This window comes from Streptomyces sp. NBC_00988, assembly GCF_045162645.1.
GTDB lineage: Bacteria > Actinomycetota > Actinomycetes > Streptomycetales > Streptomycetaceae > Streptomyces.
In genome coordinates, this window is the sequence record NZ_CP108730.1 from 11,782,192 (window position 1) to 11,799,170 (window position 16,979).

Sequence of the window (16,979 nt, forward strand, 5' to 3'; positions counted from 1 at the left end):
TTTCCAGTGTGTTCCAGGACCGCGGACGGCCGGACGGATCCGCGTGTTTGCCTGCGGATTCCACACCGAGGGGATATCGGCCCTCGGCCGGCCGCAGGAGGACGACAGCCGTGCAGACCCACTGAAACCCGCGCCGCATCCGACTCCGGCCCTCCACGTACACAGGGGAGACGTGGGGGGCCGGTCGCGGGTCAGGCGGGTTCGTCGGGGCGGACGCAGCCGAGCACGGTGGCGGCGGCCGCGGCCCAGGTGCAGCGGGCGGCCATCTCCTCGCGGAGTTCGGCGGCGTCGCGGAAGGCGGCGGGCAGGTTCCGCATGACGGCGTGCACGGACTTCTCCCACATCCGGACGTCCGTCTCAAGGTCCCGTACCGTGGCGGCCACGTCGACCACGGCCTGTTGCGCGACCGGCAGTTGCCTTTGATCGAGCAGCAGCACGCCGAGCCCACTGCGCCCGCTCACCAGCACGGGCACCCCCGCGGCGATCGCCTCCAGACCGACGAGGCCGAACGCCTCCGCGCGGGACGGCATGAGGACCAGACTCGCCCGCGCCACGTCCTCCATGATGTGTCGGGGATCCGCGGAGAACGGACGAAGGGTCACATCCACCGCGGGGGTGCCGATCCAGTTCTCCACCTGCTCGTACAGTTCCCGCGACTTCTGGTCGGGCACACCGCGGATCAGCAGTTCCCAGGAGCCGTGCTCCGCTCTCTGCGGTGCTGCCGCCCCCAGCGCCCGGCAGGCGATGTCGAGCCCCTTGAGCGAGGCGTCGTCCAGTCGGCCCATCATCAGGATCTGCGGGATCTCGTCGCGGCCGGGAGCCGTGGCGGCGGGCCTGCCGTCGAAGCCGGGGTCGACGCGCACCACGGGCGCCAGATCCCGGGTACGCAGATGACGCCGCAGGTTCCTCGCCAGCCGAGGGCCGACCGCCACCGAATGCAGGGCGCCCTCGCAGAGTTCGAGTTCCCGCTCCGTGCGCTCCTGGGCGCGGACCGCCAAGTCGGCTTCCGCATACGGCTTCTGGGCTTCCGCGCGGTCCGGCTCCACGTGCAGGAAGTGCAGTCGCCCCGCGTTCGGGAAGTACTCCTTCACCTGTGCCCGGGCGGCCAGCCCCATGTCCCTGCCGTGCCCGATCACGAGGTCGGGCTCGAAGTCATCGGTGAACGGCGGCCGCAGGAACAGGGACTCCTTCCCCTGGACGCCCGGCCGCGCCGCGTCGACGAGCAGCACGTGGTGGTCGGTCGCGTCCGCGCGTTCCGCCGGAGTGGAGGACACCACCAGGACACGGACCTCCGCGGCGGCCTCGGCGAGTGCGATGCACAGCGCACGGTTGAAGGCGCTCAGGCCACCGTGGGCGGGGAACCACTCGTCGACGACTGCCAGCACCCGGTCCCGCCCCGTCGCCTGGGGACTCCGCTCCCGTGCCGGCCCCCGCAACGGCTGTGCCGGGCCCGCCAGTTCACGGAGGGCGAGGAGGTCGTCCAGCCGCCGGAGGAACGACGAGCCGAACCGCCGGTCCGCCCCCAGCACGGCCTCGCCGTCGAGACCCGCGTCCTCCAAGGCGTTCTGGGCGTTCTCCTGGAGCGTCTCCACCACGCGCCGCATGAACCGGAGTTCGGCCTCGGCACCCGTCAACTCGTAGTGTCCCGCGCCCCAGTACGGCAGCCGCACCTCGGCGAGCGTCCCGTCCTGCCCCGCGGCCCTCGCATCGCCGAGCGAGTGATGCGTCGTCCACTGGTGACGCAGGGCGGTCATGTGCATCAAGTAGCGGACGAAGTGCGGCATTTCGGGACGGTGGCCGTCCGACCACGCCCAGGCTCCGAGCCGCGGATCCGCACCGACCCGCCCCAGCATCCGCAACAGCCGCCACCGCTGCGACGCCTCGCCGCCCTCCGGCTCCGACAGATCGACGTCCCCGAATGTTCCCTCCGGACGTTTCCCCAACTCCAGTGTCACCGCGCCCAGATGACACGCCCCGAGCGGACCCGCGATTGCCTCCACCCGCTCGCGCAACCCGGACCACTCCCGGCCCGGACCGGCGCCGAGCAGGACCGACAGATTGAGGATCTCCCCGTGCTGTCGCAGGATCGCCTGGTCGAGCCGGTCCGCGGACTGCACGCCCGCCACCACGACCGTGCTGTGCGGCGCGGGCAGGGGATCCGGCACCCGGACCGGCAGCGTGGCGTACAACTCCCGGTCGGCATGCTGCAGTTCACGAAAGCGCCCCCACATCGCCCGGACGGAGGCCATCCCTTCCTCGGCGCGTCCGCCGTACAGCGGGACGAAGACGTGGACCGTGACCTCCTGCTCCGTGACCTCCCGCTCCGTCGACTCTCCCTCGGTCACGTGCCGGTACACCCCCGCCTCGCGTCGCCACTCCCGGCGTTCTCGCTACAGTTGAGCCCATGCAGTCTAGGGCGGATTCACCCGGAACGAGCATGGATGCCGTGTTGCTCACGCGGGCCGGCGAGTTGCTCAAGGACATCCCCAAGTGGCGCCTTCCGCAGGCCGCTTGGTCCCGGCCCGCCGCCGCGGTCGAGGCGCTCGCCGCAGCGTACGACGCGCAGGACGGGCCCGCCGTCAAAGTCGCCGTCGCCCGGCTCGAAGTCCTCAGCCCGAACCGGGTGGACCGCATCGCCGACCCGGCCGACGTTCCTCCGCCACAGCCCCTGCAGGAGCGGGTCACCGTCCTGGTGCACCTCATCGCCGACCCGGACGAGAGCACGGCGGGGGAAGCCGACGGCACCGACCGGCGCTGAGGCGGGGCGGGCGACCCCGGTGAAGCCGTCGCCGTACCGCCGCCTGCGGCTGGCCCTGGCGCTGCGGTGTGCCCGCCGGGCGACCGTGGACGGCCGCTTCCCGCGCCGTACGGACCGGGCCGTCGGCCTTCTGGAGGCCGTCCTCGGGGGTGCCGGGCGGGAGGACCGGGTGTCGCTGCTGGAGGGGATCGCCGCGTTGCACGCCGAGTCGGCCCGGCGCGGTGGTGGTGCCGCCGCGGGGGTCCGGTCGGTGGAGGCGCTGCGCCGGGCCCTGGCCGACGCGGGGCCGGACGAGGCGGTGGTCCTCGGTCAACTCGCCGAGGCCCAGGCCGCGTTGCACGCGATGACGGGCGACACCGGGCTGCTGCGGGAGGCCGTCGCCACCGCGCGCCGGGCGGCGGACCGGGCCCCGGACGACCCGCTGTCCCGGATCATGGTCCTCTCGTCGGTGGCCGAACTGCTGCTGCAGGCGGGATCGGACCTCGACGATCCCGAACTGTTCGAGGAGGTCGTCGTGGTGATCGGGGACTCGCTCGCTGCGGGCGGCGGTTCGCTGCTGCACCTGGCCCAGGCCCACCGGATGCGGTACGAGCACGACGGCAGGGCCGAGACGCTCGCGCGTGCCGAGGCGGCGGCCCGGGACGCCGTGGGACAGTGCGAGAAGCACGGCCTCGACGCGGCCGACGAATACGCCGAACTCGCCCAGGTCCTGCGCTACCGCTCCGGCCGCAGCGACGATCCGCGCCTCGCCCGGGAGGCCGCGACCGCGGCACGCGACGCGCTGGACCGCACGGCCGACGGCGACGAGGAACACGCCAAGCGGGCCTGCCTGTTGGCGGGCGCCCTGACCGAATGCCACTACGCCGGGGACCCGGAGGCACTGGCGGAGGCGGTCGCGGTCGTCCGCGCGGCGACGGCCTCCGAAACGGTGCGATCGGGTGCGGTGGCCGACCTCCCCGGGACAGCGGGCCGCTCGGCCGGCGACACCCGGCCCGCGGGCCGTTCCGACGTGTGGCAGATCGCCGCCACGGTGCTGTGCGAATGGGCCGACCAGCACGAGGACTTCGGCGTGGCGGAGGAGGCCGAGGGGGCGGCGCGGACCGCGCTGGCCCTGGCCGGGGACGACGAGCAGCGTCGGGCCGACGCACTCGACACCCTCGCCGACGTCCTGCGCTGCGCGTATCTGCTGAGCGAGGACCCCGGATCGCTGGACGAGGGGATCGCGTACCGCGAGTCGGCCGTCCGGATCGAGGCCGGCCCGCCCGGCGACCGTGCCGGGCGCATCGGCAACCTCGGAGTCCTGCTGCTCCTGAGGTACGCGGAGGAGACCGGCGAGCCCGCCGAACTGGACGCGGCGATCGGCCGGTTCGGCGAGGCCCTCGCCCTGCTCGGCGACGACCACCCCGACGCCGGGATCCACTTCAACAACCTGAGCGCCGCCCTCGCCGCCCGCACCCGGCTGCACGGCGCCGACGACGAACTGGACGCCGCGATCACCGCCGGCCGGGCGGCCGTACGCGGCGACGGTCCCGCCCACCAACGGGTGCTACGGCTGAGCAACCTCGGCGGGGCGCTGTACGCGCGCTACACCCGCGACGGCGACCTCGCCGACCTCGACGAGGACATCGACCTCCAGCGCGAGGCGCTGCACCTGGTCCCGGCGGGCCACCCCGAACGTCCCAGTCTGCTCAGCAATCTGGCCACCGCCCTCACCGAACGCCACGAGGCGCTCGGCGTCCGGGACGACCTGTCCGAGGCGCTCACGCTCCTGGAGGAGGCGATGGCGGCGGGGCCGGCGCCCCGGCGGCTGGCGACGGTCGCGGGCGCCCACGGCCTGGCACTGCACGCGCTCCACAGCATCACCGGCGACCAGGACACGTTGGAGCGGGCCCTCGCCGGTCTGCGCACGGCCGTGGCGGCCACCGTGCCCACCGATCCACATCTCCCGCTCCAACTCGCCAACCTGGCCGCGACGTTGAGGGTGGCGTCGACGCATCGCGCGGCGGCGGCAGCGGAGGCCGTCGACGCGGCGCGCGGTGCCCTGACCACCCTCGACGAGGGCCGGTCGGCCACCGCGGTCCGCGGCAGCCTGCTCCTCGCCCTGGCCGCCCGGTCCGGCGACGGGGACCTCGACCAGGCGGTGACACTGGCCCACCGGGTGGTCGTGGACACTCCGCGGGACGATCCCGGCCTGAGCCGCTCACTGGCCAACCTCGCCTACGTACTGAACCTGCGGCACGAGTCCACCCACGAGGCGGACGACCTGGCAGGCGTACGCGACGCACTGCGCGCCGCCGCCCGGACCGGGACCGGCCCGGCGGACGTACGGCTGTACGCCGCCCGTGCAGAGGGCCGGCTCGCGGCGCTGACGGGCGATGCGCGGGCCGCGGCCGATGCGTTCGCGCTCGGTGTGGAACTGCTGCCGGCCGCCACGCCCCGCCGGCTGGAGCGGCCCGACGCCCAGCGAAGGCTCGCCGAGGCCGCCGGGCTCGCGAGCGACGCGGCCGCGATGTGCCTGGCCTGCGGGGAACCCGAGCGGGCGCTGAGCCTGCTGGAACTCGGGCGCGGAGTGCTCCTCAACCGCCGGTCGGGGATCCGCGCCGACCTCGCGGACCTCCACGACGCCGACGCCGGCCTCGCCCGCCGCTTCGAGGAACTGCGCGACGCCCTCGACCGCCTGGACCATCCACCGCTGACGCTGCCGGACCTTCCGCCGGCGACGGAGGCAACGGGCCTGGAGCGGGAACGCCGCCGGGATCTGGAGGCCGAACTCGCGCTCGTCGTACGCAGGATCAGGGCGTTGCCCGGGCAGGCCGGATTCCAACTGCCGCCGTCCGTCGAGTCGTTGCTCGCCGAGGCCGCGCACGGTCCGGTGGTCGTGGTGAACGTCAGCGAGTACCGCTGCGACGCGCTGGCGCTCACCGACGAGGGGCTGCGGCACGTGCCGCTGGACGGCCTGGACGCGGACGAGGTGGAGGAGGCGGGGGACGCGTTCCACACGGACGTCGTCACCGCGCTGGATCCCCGGGCCACCCAGGACGAGGTCGACGTCGCCAACGAGCGCGTCACCGCGACGCTCGACCTGCTGTGGCGGGAGGTGGCCGCCCCGGTCCTCGCCGCGCTGCGGGTGACCGATCCGGACGCCCGCGTCTGGTGGGTGCCGACCCAGGCGCTGTGCCGGCTGCCGTTGCACGCCGCGACGGCGACGGACGCCCAGGACGCCTCGGGGATCCCGAAGTCGCTGGTGGACCGCACGGTGTCCTCGTACACGCCCACGGTCACCGCGCTGCACTACGCGCGGGCCCGTGGGTCGGCACCGGACCGTACGGTGGCGGCCGTCGTGCACGCCGACGTGCGCCGACCGGGACTGCCGGAACTGCCCGCCGCGCGACGCGAGGCCCGAGCGGCGGCGGACAGCCTCGGCGTCGAACCGCTCGACCTCGCCGAGTGCGGGCGGGACGTCCTCGTCTCCGCGCTGATCACCTGCACCCATCTGCACATGGCGCTGCACGCGGTGGCGGACCAGGACGACCCCGGCACCAGCCGCTTCCTGCTGCCGGACCTCGATCTGACGTTCGCCGAGATCGCCGCGCGCCGGGGTGGCTGGGGCCGTCTCGCGTACCTCTCGGCGTGCGAGACGACGTACACGCCCCGCGACCTCGCGGACGAGGCGATCCACCTCACGGCCGCGTTCCTGCTCGTCGGGTTCTCCGGGGTGATCGGCACGCTGTGGCGCGTACCGGACGCCGTCGCCGAGACGACGGCCCGCGCGTTCTACGACGCCCTGGACACCGCCCACGACCAACCGGCCGTCGCCCTGGCCCGCACGGCGCGACTGGTCCGCGTCCACTACGCCGACGCCCCCGCGGCGTGGGCGGCCCATCACCACGTCGGCATCTGAGAACCCTGGGGCCTGCGGCGGACCTGGCGGCAACGGCCGGATACGCACCCGCAGTTCGTCCTCGACCCCAACGGCGGTCAGCGCGGCGGAAGTTGAACCCACAGCAGCCGAACTCGCCATAGTGGTGGGCTTTGTGTGCAGTGGTGGCGATGTATCGATTCGGCTAACACCTATCCGGTTTGTGCAGGAAATGTGTGCACCTTGTGATTGAATCATGCACAACTCGGCCAGGTGGCCAGATCTCGACCGTTCGGTTCCCCGTGTCCTGTGGCCCAACAGCAGGACGTCCGCGCGCTCCTGCAGGTCAGTCCGCCCGGCCGAGCCGGTACGAACGTGCGGCAGGGGCGGGAGTGGTCGATCCGCGCGCGCCCCTGCCGTAGCGCACCCTGTGTCCCCGCGCCCTCCCGACCGGAGGACCGCGCCCGGCAGGAACCGCAAGCGTCCGCGGTCCGCCGGACGGGAGCGTGCGCCACGTCACCGTGCCGGCACACCGCGACTACGGTGCCGCCTGCCGTCACGTACGTGAAGGGAACCCTCCATGACCACAGCCGCCGCCGCGACTGTCTCCGACTTCTACTACGGCGCGGTGACCCCGGTCGCCGCCTATCTGATGGCGTGCCTGGGAGCGGCCCTCGGGCTGCGCTGCACGACCCGTTCGCTGCGCCGCCCGCAGCACAGAGCCCGCTGGCTGGCGCTCGGCGCCGTCTCGATCGGCTGCGGCATATGGACCATGCACTTCATCGCCATGATCGGCTTCAGCGTCGAGGGCGCGCTCGTCAACTACGACGCCACGAAGACCCTCTTGAGCCTCGCCGTGGCGATCGCTGTGGTCGCCGTGGGAGTGTTCCTCGTCGGTTACCGGGGCGGCTCCCCGCTGAACCTGGGTGTGGCCGGCGCGGTCACCGGGCTCGGAGTCGCGGCCATGCACTACCTCGGCATGGCCGCCATCCACACGAACGGCACCCTCCACTACGACCCCGTGACCGTGGCGCTCTCCATCGCCATCGCCATCGCGGCCGCCACCGCGGCGCTGTGGGCGGCGGTCTCCATCCACGCGCTGTGGGCGAGCCTCGGCGCGAGCCTGGTGATGGGCGTCGCCGTGACCGGCATGCACTACACCGGCATGGCCGCGGTCTCCGTCCACCTCACCAACGTGGCCGGTTCCTCGCAGTCCTCGGCCGACCTGGTCGCCTTCCTCCTCGTCATGCTCGCCGGCCCGCTCCTCGTCCTCCTGGTCGCCGCCGTGATCGTCATGTTCGACCCGGACATGATGCTCGGCGACACCGAGGCGCAGGCGTCGGAGCCCGAGCCGGCACCGCTGTTCGGCGGCGACTCCGTGTTCCCGGCGAGGGAGCCGTCGCAGACCCACACCTCCTGGTGACCTGACTCCCACACCGCGAGCGGACACACGGCCGTCCTCCGAGACCCGAACCGCTTCACCGCACCATGCCGGTCCATCGGCTCAGTCCGACAGCTCCCACAACAGCCGGTAGTACCTGATCCGTTCCGGGTCCGGCTCGACTCCGTAGGCTTCGAGCAACGGCTCTTCCCAGCCGGGACCGTAGTTCCACCGCGTACTCCACGTCGCGACGGCGAGGTCGGCCCAGCGGTCGGCGACACCGAGCTCGCCGAGGTCGACGTGACCGCTGCACCTGCCGTCGTCGCCGATCAGGGTGTTCGGAGCGCAGGCGTCGCCATGGCAGACGACGAGCTCATCGACCGGCGGGATGTCGGCGAGCACCCCGAGCGCACGTTCGACGGTCCCGAGGTGCTGAAAGTCCTCGGGCCGGTCCGCCGGATCGATCCGGCCCGCCGCCGCTCGGGACCGCACCGCCTCCAGCCGTTGCCCGGCCGACCAGCCGAACGGGCAGTCGGTGACGGGCAGTTCCTCATGCAGGGCGCGCAGCCCGGTACCGATGGCGCGTACCGCGGTGCCGGGGTCGCGCTTCCAGTGGTCGTCCACGGCCATGCGCCCGGGCAGGCCAGCTGTGACGATCCAGGACCCCGTCTCGTCCGCGCCCTCGTCGACGACGCGCGGCACCACGGCGAACGCCACCGCCCAGCGCAGGCGCACCACCTCGGCCGAGAGGTCGATGCCGCTGCCCGCCGGCGTCCACTTCACGAACTGCCGCGCATCCCCCAGGCCGACCTGGAACGTCAGACCGCCGACGTCGTTCTTCCATACGGCCCGCACCGGCCGCCCCGCCGCGAGCTCGGTGACGATCCGGGGAAGCTCGACCGGCCCTTGGGGCGACGTCGCCATCACCACGCCGTCACCCGTTCCCGTGCCGCGGGCGGTGGGTGAGGAGGTCGCCGGGCTGGCAGTCGAGGACTTCGCAGATGCGGGTCAGGGTGCTGAAGCGGATGGCCTTCGCCCGGCCGTTCTTGAGGATGGACAGGTTGACGTTCGTGACGCCCACCTGGGCGGCCAGTTCGGCCAGGGTCATGCCCCGTTCGTCCAGGATCCGGTCGAGGTGGACCTCGATGGCGTGCGGGTCCGCCTCGGCGGGGGACATCAGACGACGCCTTCGAGGTCTTCGCGCATCACGGCGCCGACCCGCATGATCCGGGCCAGGGAGAGCAGCCCGATGCCGGTGAGCAGCGCGAAGTACGGCATGCCGTGGTCGACGTCGTAGAGCAACGGCCTGTGGTCCGCTGTCCGCAGGGAGTTGAGCAGGGCGGCTCCCGCGACGCTCTCGGTGACGTGGCAGACGAGGCTGCCGACGGCCAGGTACCAGCCCAGGAGGCGTAGCCGGCCCGCGGTGCGGAAGGTGTACGGGCCGTCCTGGCGCGCGGCGCGGATCAGCCAGTACAGCAGGAACAGGGCGCCGATGTAGAGGGCAGAGGACGGCAGCTCGGTCAGCGTGCTGAGCAGACGCGCGCCGCCGCTCGGGGAGTAGTCGCAGTACCGCGGCGTGAACGAGACCTCGATGCCGGGCCTGGGCTCCATGACCCGGCTGAACCAGTCCTCACCGCCGCCCTGTGTGGACGGGTCGGTGGCGCAGACCGAACCGTCGCCCCAGCCGAAGACGCCACCGATCCCGACCGCGGCGTACGCCTTCAGCACCAGGAACACCGCGACCAGCGCGCAGAGCACGGTGACCACGCCGGCCATGGGTTCCAGCGGGTTTCTGCTGCCGTTCCTGGCCTCGGTCGATTCGTCGGTCATGGCGGACCGCCCCCCTGTGTATCGTTTATCGATGTTATCGAAAAACGATACAGCGGTGGGTGTGCGGGAGGCAAGCAGCCCGCGCACCCACCACCTTGGGCCCTGCATCGTCCAACTCGCCCCGCCGGAAGGGGTGTTATCGCACCTCTGCCCACGCGGCCACGAGTTCCGGGACGTACACCGTCGCCTGCACCTCCATGCACGCGCGCGCCATGCGAGCCCGCAGTGTGTCGATGTCGACCTCCTCGGCAGTGGCGATTCCGCCGCGCTCCATCACCGGCAGGAGGCTGCGCGCCGACTCGGCGATGAGAGTCACCGCCGCCGAGTCCGGACCGCCCGTGGGCACGGCGACCGCCACGCTCGGATCGGACAGCCCCGAGAGCCGCAGGACGTCGGCCAGTTGCTCACCCATGTCGGGGTCGCGGCGGCCTTCGCGCAGTGCCGCACTGATCCATCCCACGGACTCCGTCACCAGCGGTACCGCGGGTATGGCGCGGGTCCGGGAAATGCTGAAGTCCTGGAACGTGACCACACCACCGGGACGCACCAGCCGTGTCAGCCCCTTCACCGTCGCCACCGGATCGTCGAGATGAATCAGGATCAGCCGTCCCACAAGGGCTTCAAAAGGCTCGGATATTTCGAGATCGGGGAGCATGCCCTGCTCGAAGGTGACATTCCCGAAGCTCGACGCGGCCGCATTCTCTCGGGCACGCTCCAGGACTCCCGGGTCCATGTCCACGCCGAGAACGCGGCCGCTTGAACCGGCCACGCGCTCGGCGGCCAGCGATACTTCGCCGGTACCGCAGCCGACGTCGAGAACGCGCATTCCCTCGCGCAGCCCCGCCGTCCGCAGCAGATATTCGGTGTGCCTGTCGTACAGCGAGGCCTGTATGCCGAGCCTGTCCGCCTCCTCTAAGGTATTTCCCATCACGTAGGAACCCGGGTCTTTCTCAGTCATTCCTGGTCCGTTCATCGGGCTCTCTTTCGTGGATACTCCCGGCTTCAGTCGGGGGAGGAATCGAAGCTCCTGCGGAGCGGGGCAGGGAAAGCTGGTTCGCCGTCAGGGCGGACCAGCGTCCACCGTCTACCGGCCGACACCTGCCACTCACATGGGGTCTGATAGAACGTGAGGCATGACGCAGCAGGTCAAGCGGGCGTTCAAGTACCGCTTCTACCCCACGGACGAGCAGGCGGCCGCGCTGTCGCGCACGTTCGGCTGCGTCCGTCTCGTCTACAACAAGGCGCTGGAGGAGCGCACCCAGGCCTGGTACGGAGAGCAGCGCCGCATCTCCTACGTCCAGTCGTCGGCCGCGCTGACCCAGTGGAAGAAGACCGGGGAACTCGCCTTCCTGGCGGAGGTGTCCTCCGTCCCGCTCCAGCAGGCGCTGCGCCATCTTCAGACGGCGTTCGGGAACTTCTTCGCCAAGCGCACGAAGCACCCGCGTTTCAAGTCCCGGAAGAAGTCCCGTGCGTCGGCCGAGTACACCCGCTCCGCCTTCACGTGGCGCGACGGCCGTCTGACGCTGGCGAAAATGGCCGGTCCGCTGGACGTCCGCTGGTCGCGTCCGCTCCCGGAGGGTTCGGTTCCGACGACGGTGACCGTGTCCCGTGACAGTGCGGGCCGCTGGTTCGTGTCGATGTTGTGCGATGACCGCATGGCTCCGGCTCCGGCCACGACGAATGCGGTCGGTATCGATGCCGGCATCACGTCGCTCGTGACCCTGTCCACCGGGGAGAAGGTCACCAACCCGCGTCATGAGCGGCGTGACCGCGCTCGTCTCGCGAAGGCGCAGCGGGAGTTGTCCCGCAAGACGAAGGGCTCGGTGAACCGGGAGAAGGCCCGCCGCAAGGTCGCTCGCGTGCATGTGCGGATCGCCGACCGGCGCCGCGACTTCCTGCACAAGCTGTCGACTCGTCTCGTCCGTGAGAACCAAACGGTCGTGATCGAGGACCTCGCCGTCCGCAACCTGCTGAAGAACGGCAGGCTCGCCCGCGCCATCTCGGACGCGTCGTGGACGCAACTGCGCTCCATGCTGGAGTACAAGTGCGCCTGGTACGGGCGCGAACTCGTCGTGATCGACCGCTGGTTCCCCAGCTCGAAGCTGTGCGGGGCCTGCGGCACGGTCGCGGCGACGATGCCGTTGAACGTCCGCGAGTGGACGTGCGATTGTGGCGCAGTGCATGACCGCGACATCAATGCGGCACGCAACATCAAGGCGGCCGGGCTGGCCGTCTCGGCCTGTGGAGCTGGTGTAAGACCTCAAGGGAGTTCTCCTGGCGGGCAGTCGGCATTGAAGCAGGAACCCCTACTGCGCGAGCCGTAGGAATCCCTCTCTTCCAGGAGGGGGAGGAAGTCAATGCTCTGGAATTTCTGCGGTGCGCAGTCAGCAGTAACGGAGTGTAGGAAGCGCCCGGTTGGCGGTCTTCGGCGAACAGGGGGTGCAGCCGCTCCCGGCTGTCGACGAGGCTCGCCTGGAGCCAGACGTCCTCGAACGACGTGGCGCGGCCGCCCTGTGACGCGACGGCGAGGGCGCGCTCCGCGTCGGCGATGCTCATCTCGGCACCGGCGAGCCCGGACCGGTCGAGACCGACGCCCACGCGCGCGTCGTCGCCGGACAGGCTGATCACACGGGTGGCCAGGTCGGCTGGGTCGACCCGCTGGGTGATCGCGACCATCAACTGCCCGCTCAGGCCGCAGGAGACCCGTCCGGCAAGCTGCCGTGCCGCACGTTGCAGCAGGCCGAGGTGTCCTTCCGCGGCCCACGGGGCGGCCGGTGTGCACAGGGCGCGGAAGTCACCGTCCGGGTCGAATCCCAGTTCACGGGCGATCTCGGCGGTGTGCTCGCGGGGTGTCCCGCCGGTGCGGAGCAGTTCGAGGAAGCGCTGCCGGAGACCGGCCTCGCGCCCGTACCGTGACCCGGCCTCGTCCGCGAAGGCGTCCGCGACGACGCCGCTTGCCGCCTGGACCCACATCCACAGTGGTGCTACCAGCTCGATGGCGGTGTCCTCGGCCGCCGTACCGCGTGCCGCGGCCCGCAGTTCGTCCCACAGCCGACGGGCGCCGATGTGAAAGGTCGCGAGCGCGTCCTGGACGGGCAGACCGTAGTACGCCCTCCTGCGTGACTCGGTCTGGAACTCCAGCAGTTGCCCGGCCGTCGGTTCCACATCGAGGGCGAGACCCCGCAAGAGGGCGTGCAGCCGGCTGTGCACGGTCGCGCGCTGCTCGGCCAGTGGCAGCGCGGCGTACGAGGGGAGCTCGCGCCTGATGTCGTCGGTGACGGTGTCGCTGAGCTCGTCGAGCCGCGACAGCAGGGACTCGCACAGCGCACGCAGCGGATGCCCGTCGGGCCGAACAGGAGAGGACGTCACGCCCGACACTGTCGAATCGACGAAGCGTCCATGTCAATCCGCCTCACGCGGAGTGACGGGTGCTGAACGCGTGATCATGAGCGGCCTCCGGCTGGGTCCGGCCCGAGGCCGCCGGGCTTGGAGGGATCGACGACTTCCCCCTCACCTGCCGCGTGGCACCAACTCGGGTCCTACGACGGCCCGTTCGGCCCCGCTTGTGAAGTCTCGGGTGTCTCCGCCGGGGCGGGTGGCCGATCCGCCGGTGACGGTCCGGGCTCCGGGTCCGGCTTGTGGCCGCCGCGCAGGGCCGAGGCGACGGCGGAGACCAGGGCCATGCCCGCGGCGACGCTGAAGACGATGGTCAGGCCGTGGTGGAACGGGCCTGAGACCAGCTGGGGGAAGAAGGTGTGGCCGGTCAGGACGGCGCGCTGGGCGGCGGTGACGTGGTCGAGGGTTCCGTTGGACGCGAGCAGGTGCTGGATGGGGTTGTTGCCGAGGAACGTGGCGAACAGCGTGCTCACCGGAGGCAGCGACGCCGCCTGCTGGGCCGCGCCGGCCGGTACCCCGTGCATCTGGAGTCCGTGGCTCAGCGTCCTGGGCAGCGAGGTCGCGAGCCCGGACACCATCAGGGAGAAGAACACGCCGATGGACAGCGCGGTGCCCGAGTTCTGGAAGGTGGACCGCATGCCCGAGGCGACACCCCGGTACTCGCTCGGCACGCTGCCCATGATGGACGACGTGTTCGGCGCGGAGAACATGCCCTGGCCAAGACCGTTGAGCAGCAGCAGCGCCGCGAACATGCCGTAGTCGAAGTCGATGGGCAGCGCGAGCAGGCCGAGGAAGGAGAGCGCGACGACGATCAGCCCGACCGTCGAGAACATCCGGGCGCCGAACCGGTCCGACAGATATCCGGACACGGGCCCGGCGATGAGGAAGCCGACGGTGAGCGGGAGCATGAAGATGCCCGCCCACAGCGGGGTGTCCTCGTAGTCGTAGCCGTGCAACGGCAGCCAGATTCCCTGCAGCCAGATGATCAGCATGAACTGCAGCCCGCCCCGCGCGATCGCGGTGAGCAGGGCGGCCAGGTTGCCCGCGGCGAAGGCGCGCACCTTGAACAGCGCCAGGTTGAACATCGGTTCGGCGATGTGCGTCTCGACGTAGCAGAAGACCAGCAGGAGTACGACGCCGCCGATGAGGCCGCTGAGCACCCACGGGTTTCCCCAGCCGGTGGCGCTGCCGCCGTAGGGCTGGATGCCGTAGGTGATGCCCGCGAGGAGGATGCCGGCGCCGGCCGCGAAGGTGAGGTTGCCGAGCCAGTCGATGCGGCCGGGGCGGCCGGCCGAGGTCTCGCGCAGACTCAGGTACGACCAGATCGTGCCGGTGATGCTGATCGGCACGCTCACCCAGAACACCGCGCGCCAGTCGACGACGGCCAGCAGACCGCCGGCGAGAAGGCCGAGGAACTGGCCTGCCAGGGCGGTGATCTGGTTGACGCCGAGCGCCATTCCGCGCTGCCGGGCGGGGAAGGCGTCGGTGAGGATCGCGGCCGAGTTGGCGGTGAGCATGGAACCGCCGAAGGCCTGCACGACGCGCCAGAGGATCAGCCACATCGCGCCCGCTCCCGCGCGGAACGGGTCGAGGGACAGCGCGACGGACGCGCACGCGAAGATCAGGAAGCCGATGTTGTAGATCTTCACCCGGCCGAACATGTCGCCGAGCCGGCCGAGCACGACGACCAGCACCGCCGAGACCAGCAGATAGCCCAGGATCATCCAGAGCAGATAGCCGATGTTGCCCGGCGCGAGCGGATCGAGGCCGATGCCGCGGAAGATCGCGGGCAGCGAGATGATCACGATCGAGGCGTCCATCGTGGCGATGAGCACGCCGAGCGTGGTGTTCGACAGTGCGACCCACTTGTAGTTCGGCCCCGGGGGAAGGTCCTTACGGCGCCCCGAGCGCACGGCGCTCAGCAGCGACGGCCGGTCGCCCCCGTTCTCCTGTCCGTCGCCGGGTATGTGCGCGCGCTCGGTCACAGTCGCTCCGCCAGTCGGTCGAGGAGGGGTAGGGCCGACGCGAGGGTCGCGCGCTCCTCCGCGGTGAACTCGTCGAGGACGGCCCCGAGCCGGTGGACCGACGCGGAGCGCCGCTCGGCCAGCACGGCGCGTCCCTCGTCCGTGATCGCCACGATGCTCCGCCGCCCGTCCGCGGCATCGGGGCTACGGCCGACCAGCCCGCGCTGTTCGAGCACCGCGAGGGTGCTGGCCATCGCCTGCGGGCGTACTCGCTCGGCCTCGGCGAGCGATGTGGGCGACTCGGAGCCGTCACGGGCGAGCCGGGCCAGGACCGAGACTCCGGAAAGTGACACGTCCCCCACGGCGTGCGCCTGACGCAGGCGCCGGGTCACCCGGCCCACCGCGAGCCGCAGCTCGGACGCGAGCCGGGCGGTGTCGTTCGGGCTGTTCACCTTCATGGTTACTAACAGTAGATTTATCAGCCTGGACTGCTCAACCAATTGTTAGTAAATCGCGCGAGGAGGTCGTCGGTGGAGAGAGGACGCCCCACAGGACTGTTCGTCGGTCTGTGCACCCTGGACGTCATCCAGCTCGTGGACCACGCACCCGGCTCGAACGAGAAACTCACCGCTCGGGACCAGGTCGTCGCCGCGGGCGGCCCGGCGGCGAACGCGGCCGTGGCCTTCGGCCACTTGGGCGGCGCGGCCACACTCCTGACCGCAATTGGCGCCCACCCGTTGGGAGTTGTGGTGGCGGCCGACCTGGACGCGCTGGGCGTGACCGTCTCCGACCTGGCCGCCGACTCGGCGCAGCCACCCGCGGTCTCCTCCGTCCTGGTGACCGCGTCCACCGGAGAACGCGCCGTCGCCTCGACCAACGCCACGGCACACCGGCTCGCCCCGCCCGACGACCTCGACGCGCTGGTGGCCGCCTGTGACATCGTCGAGTTCGACGGCCACCACATGGAACTGGCCGTCGCCGCGGCCCGCTCCGCGCGTGCCCTCGGCCGTAAGACCCTTTTCGACGGCGGCAGTTGGAAGCCCGGCACCCAGAGGCTGCTGCCGTTCATCGACGTGGCCGTCTGCTCGGCCGACTTCCACCCACCCGGCACGAGCACACCCGCGGACACGCTGCGCTTCCTGCGGGAACACGGGGTCGTCCGGTCGGCGGTGAGCGGGGGAGCGGACCCCGTCGTCTGGGCGGGCCCGGACGGCGAAGGCACGGTGGACGTGCCGTCGGTGAAGGTGGCGGACACGGTGGGCGCGGGTGACGTCCTGCACGGTGCGCTCGCGTACCACCTCGTGGGGGACCGCCCGACCTCGGAGGGCTTCGCCGAGGTGCTGCGCGCGGCGGCCGTCGTGGCCTCACGGGCCTGCGCTTCGTTCGGCACGCGCGCGTGGATGCGAGAGGGGAGTTTCGGCTCGCCCAGGACCTGAGAAGATCACCAGGAACGTACGTGTCACCGGACCGTACGCGACAGGGGTGGGAAACATGATCGGTGCAGTGCTGCTAGTCCTCGTGGTGCTCCTCATCGGCGGGTGCGCATGTGTGTTCTGGGCCGAGCGCGGCGGCCCCCGCTGGGCCCGTGTCATCGCGACCGTGACCCTCTCCGCGAGCGAACTCCTGCGCAGCTCCGACAAGAAGCGGCGGTGGGGCCAGAACTCGAACAGTCAGGGCGACGACTAGCAAGGTCAGGTCGCCGCGACAGGTGTCGAACCGGTCGGGGAACTCGCCGGGACGGAACCCTTCTCCGTGCCCCAACATGCCTAGACTGAGCCGTCGTTGATCGTT

Annotated in this window: 14 protein-coding genes; 6 read left to right on the forward strand and 8 right to left on the reverse strand. The window is 71.4% G+C overall.

Going from position 1 to position 16,979, the window contains the following annotated elements:
• Positions 1 to 191: 191 nt before the first annotated feature.
• Complete coding sequence (locus OG496_RS53005; RefSeq protein ID WP_405976165.1) at positions 192 to 2,345, reverse strand: CATRA conflict system CASPASE/TPR repeat-associated protein; 2,154 nt, start codon at positions 2,343 to 2,345, stop codon at positions 192 to 194.
• A gap of 92 nt (positions 2,346 to 2,437) precedes the next feature.
• Between OG496_RS53005 and OG496_RS53010 the strand changes: the two genes are divergently transcribed.
• The 3 genes from OG496_RS53010 (at position 2,438) to OG496_RS53020 (ending at position 8,040) form a co-directional block, all read left to right on the forward strand.
• Complete coding sequence (locus OG496_RS53010; RefSeq protein WP_405976166.1) at positions 2,438 to 2,758, forward strand: CATRA system-associated protein; 321 nt, start codon at positions 2,438 to 2,440, stop codon at positions 2,756 to 2,758.
• Between the two features lie 19 nt (positions 2,759 to 2,777).
• Positions 2,778 to 6,659, forward strand: coding sequence for a CHAT domain-containing protein (locus OG496_RS53015; RefSeq protein ID WP_405976167.1), 3,882 nt, complete (start codon positions 2,778 to 2,780; stop codon positions 6,657 to 6,659).
• A gap of 538 nt (positions 6,660 to 7,197) precedes the next feature.
• Positions 7,198 to 8,040, forward strand: a complete 843-nt coding sequence (locus OG496_RS53020) for an MHYT domain-containing protein (protein WP_366495826.1) — start codon at positions 7,198 to 7,200, stop codon at positions 8,038 to 8,040.
• 81 nt (positions 8,041 to 8,121) lie between these two features.
• Here OG496_RS53020 and OG496_RS53025 read toward each other — a convergent pair whose 3' ends face one another.
• The 4 genes from OG496_RS53025 to OG496_RS53040 form a co-directional block, all read right to left on the reverse strand.
• Positions 8,122 to 8,922 carry an aminoglycoside 3'-phosphotransferase gene (locus tag OG496_RS53025; RefSeq protein ID WP_405976168.1) on the reverse strand — a complete coding sequence of 267 codons (801 nt, stop codon included), beginning with the start codon at positions 8,920 to 8,922 and terminating at the stop codon, positions 8,122 to 8,124.
• Between the two features lie 10 nt (positions 8,923 to 8,932).
• The gene (locus OG496_RS53030; RefSeq protein ID WP_405976169.1) at positions 8,933 to 9,175 is read right to left on the reverse strand and encodes a helix-turn-helix domain-containing protein; all 243 of its coding nucleotides are present in this window, start codon (positions 9,173 to 9,175) and stop codon (positions 8,933 to 8,935) included.
• Positions 9,175 to 9,828, reverse strand: a complete 654-nt coding sequence (locus OG496_RS53035; protein ID WP_405976170.1) for a DUF2975 domain-containing protein — start codon at positions 9,826 to 9,828, stop codon at positions 9,175 to 9,177. Before OG496_RS53035 ends, OG496_RS53030 begins: the two co-directional genes overlap by 1 nt.
• Before the next feature lie 136 nt (positions 9,829 to 9,964).
• On the reverse strand, positions 9,965 to 10,786 hold the full coding sequence (locus OG496_RS53040) for a methyltransferase domain-containing protein (protein ID WP_405976171.1): 822 nt from the start codon (positions 10,784 to 10,786) through the stop codon (positions 9,965 to 9,967).
• Between the two features lie 175 nt (positions 10,787 to 10,961).
• Here OG496_RS53040 and OG496_RS53045 point away from each other — a divergent pair, with 175 nt between their 5' ends.
• Positions 10,962 to 12,152: an RNA-guided endonuclease InsQ/TnpB family protein gene (locus OG496_RS53045; RefSeq protein ID WP_405976172.1), complete on the forward strand. Its 1,191-nt coding sequence runs from the start codon at positions 10,962 to 10,964 to the stop codon at positions 12,150 to 12,152.
• On the opposite strand, the gene OG496_RS53050 is transcribed toward OG496_RS53045, so the two are convergent.
• The 3 genes from OG496_RS53050 to OG496_RS53060 all read right to left on the reverse strand — a co-directional run bounded on the left by OG496_RS53050 (position 12,040) and on the right by OG496_RS53060 (position 15,646).
• A complete protein-coding gene (locus OG496_RS53050; RefSeq protein WP_405976173.1) occupies positions 12,040 to 13,197 on the reverse strand; it encodes a hypothetical protein in 1,158 nt (385 codons plus the stop codon). The genes OG496_RS53045 and OG496_RS53050 overlap by 113 nt on opposite strands.
• 170 nt (positions 13,198 to 13,367) lie before the next feature.
• Entirely contained in the window at positions 13,368 to 15,044 is a 1,677-nt protein-coding gene (locus tag OG496_RS53055; RefSeq protein ID WP_405976875.1) for an MFS transporter, read from the reverse strand.
• Positions 15,045 to 15,205: 161 nt separating this feature from the next.
• A complete protein-coding gene (locus tag OG496_RS53060) occupies positions 15,206 to 15,646 on the reverse strand; it encodes a MarR family winged helix-turn-helix transcriptional regulator (protein WP_405976174.1) in 441 nt (146 codons plus the stop codon).
• A 72-nt stretch (positions 15,647 to 15,718) separates the two neighbouring features.
• Between OG496_RS53060 and OG496_RS53065 the strand changes: the two genes are divergently transcribed.
• Together OG496_RS53065 and OG496_RS53070 are read left to right on the forward strand one after the other, a co-directional pair.
• Positions 15,719 to 16,624, forward strand: a complete 906-nt coding sequence (locus OG496_RS53065) for a PfkB family carbohydrate kinase (protein ID WP_405976175.1) — start codon at positions 15,719 to 15,721, stop codon at positions 16,622 to 16,624.
• Between the two features lie 55 nt (positions 16,625 to 16,679).
• Positions 16,680 to 16,874 (forward strand): hypothetical protein, encoded by a 195-nt coding sequence (locus OG496_RS53070; protein ID WP_366495818.1) that lies wholly within the window; start codon positions 16,680 to 16,682, stop codon positions 16,872 to 16,874.
• Positions 16,875 to 16,979: the final 105 nt, after the last annotated feature.

Bases quoted from the DNA above. Each gene is read 5' to 3' on its own strand.
- OG496_RS53010 (WP_405976166.1), top strand. From the start codon at position 2,438: ATGGATGCCGTGTTGCTCACGCGGGCCGGCGAGTTGCTCAAGGACATC.
- OG496_RS53020 (WP_366495826.1), top strand. From the start codon at position 7,198: ATGACCACAGCCGCCGCCGCGACTGTCTCCGACTTCTACTACGGCGCG.
- OG496_RS53025 (WP_405976168.1), bottom strand. From the start codon at position 8,922: ATGGCGACGTCGCCCCAAGGGCCGGTCGAGCTTCCCCGGATCGTCACC.
- OG496_RS53030 (WP_405976169.1), bottom strand. From the start codon at position 9,175: ATGTCCCCCGCCGAGGCGGACCCGCACGCCATCGAGGTCCACCTCGAC.
- OG496_RS53035 (WP_405976170.1), bottom strand. From the start codon at position 9,828: ATGACCGACGAATCGACCGAGGCCAGGAACGGCAGCAGAAACCCGCTG.
- OG496_RS53040 (WP_405976171.1), bottom strand. From the start codon at position 10,786: ATGACTGAGAAAGACCCGGGTTCCTACGTGATGGGAAATACCTTAGAG.
- OG496_RS53045 (WP_405976172.1), top strand. From the start codon at position 10,962: ATGACGCAGCAGGTCAAGCGGGCGTTCAAGTACCGCTTCTACCCCACG.
- OG496_RS53055 (WP_405976875.1), bottom strand. From the start codon at position 15,044: ATGGACGCCTCGATCGTGATCATCTCGCTGCCCGCGATCTTCCGCGGC.
- OG496_RS53060 (WP_405976174.1), bottom strand. From the start codon at position 15,646: ATGAAGGTGAACAGCCCGAACGACACCGCCCGGCTCGCGTCCGAGCTG.
- OG496_RS53070 (WP_366495818.1), top strand. From the start codon at position 16,680: ATGATCGGTGCAGTGCTGCTAGTCCTCGTGGTGCTCCTCATCGGCGGG.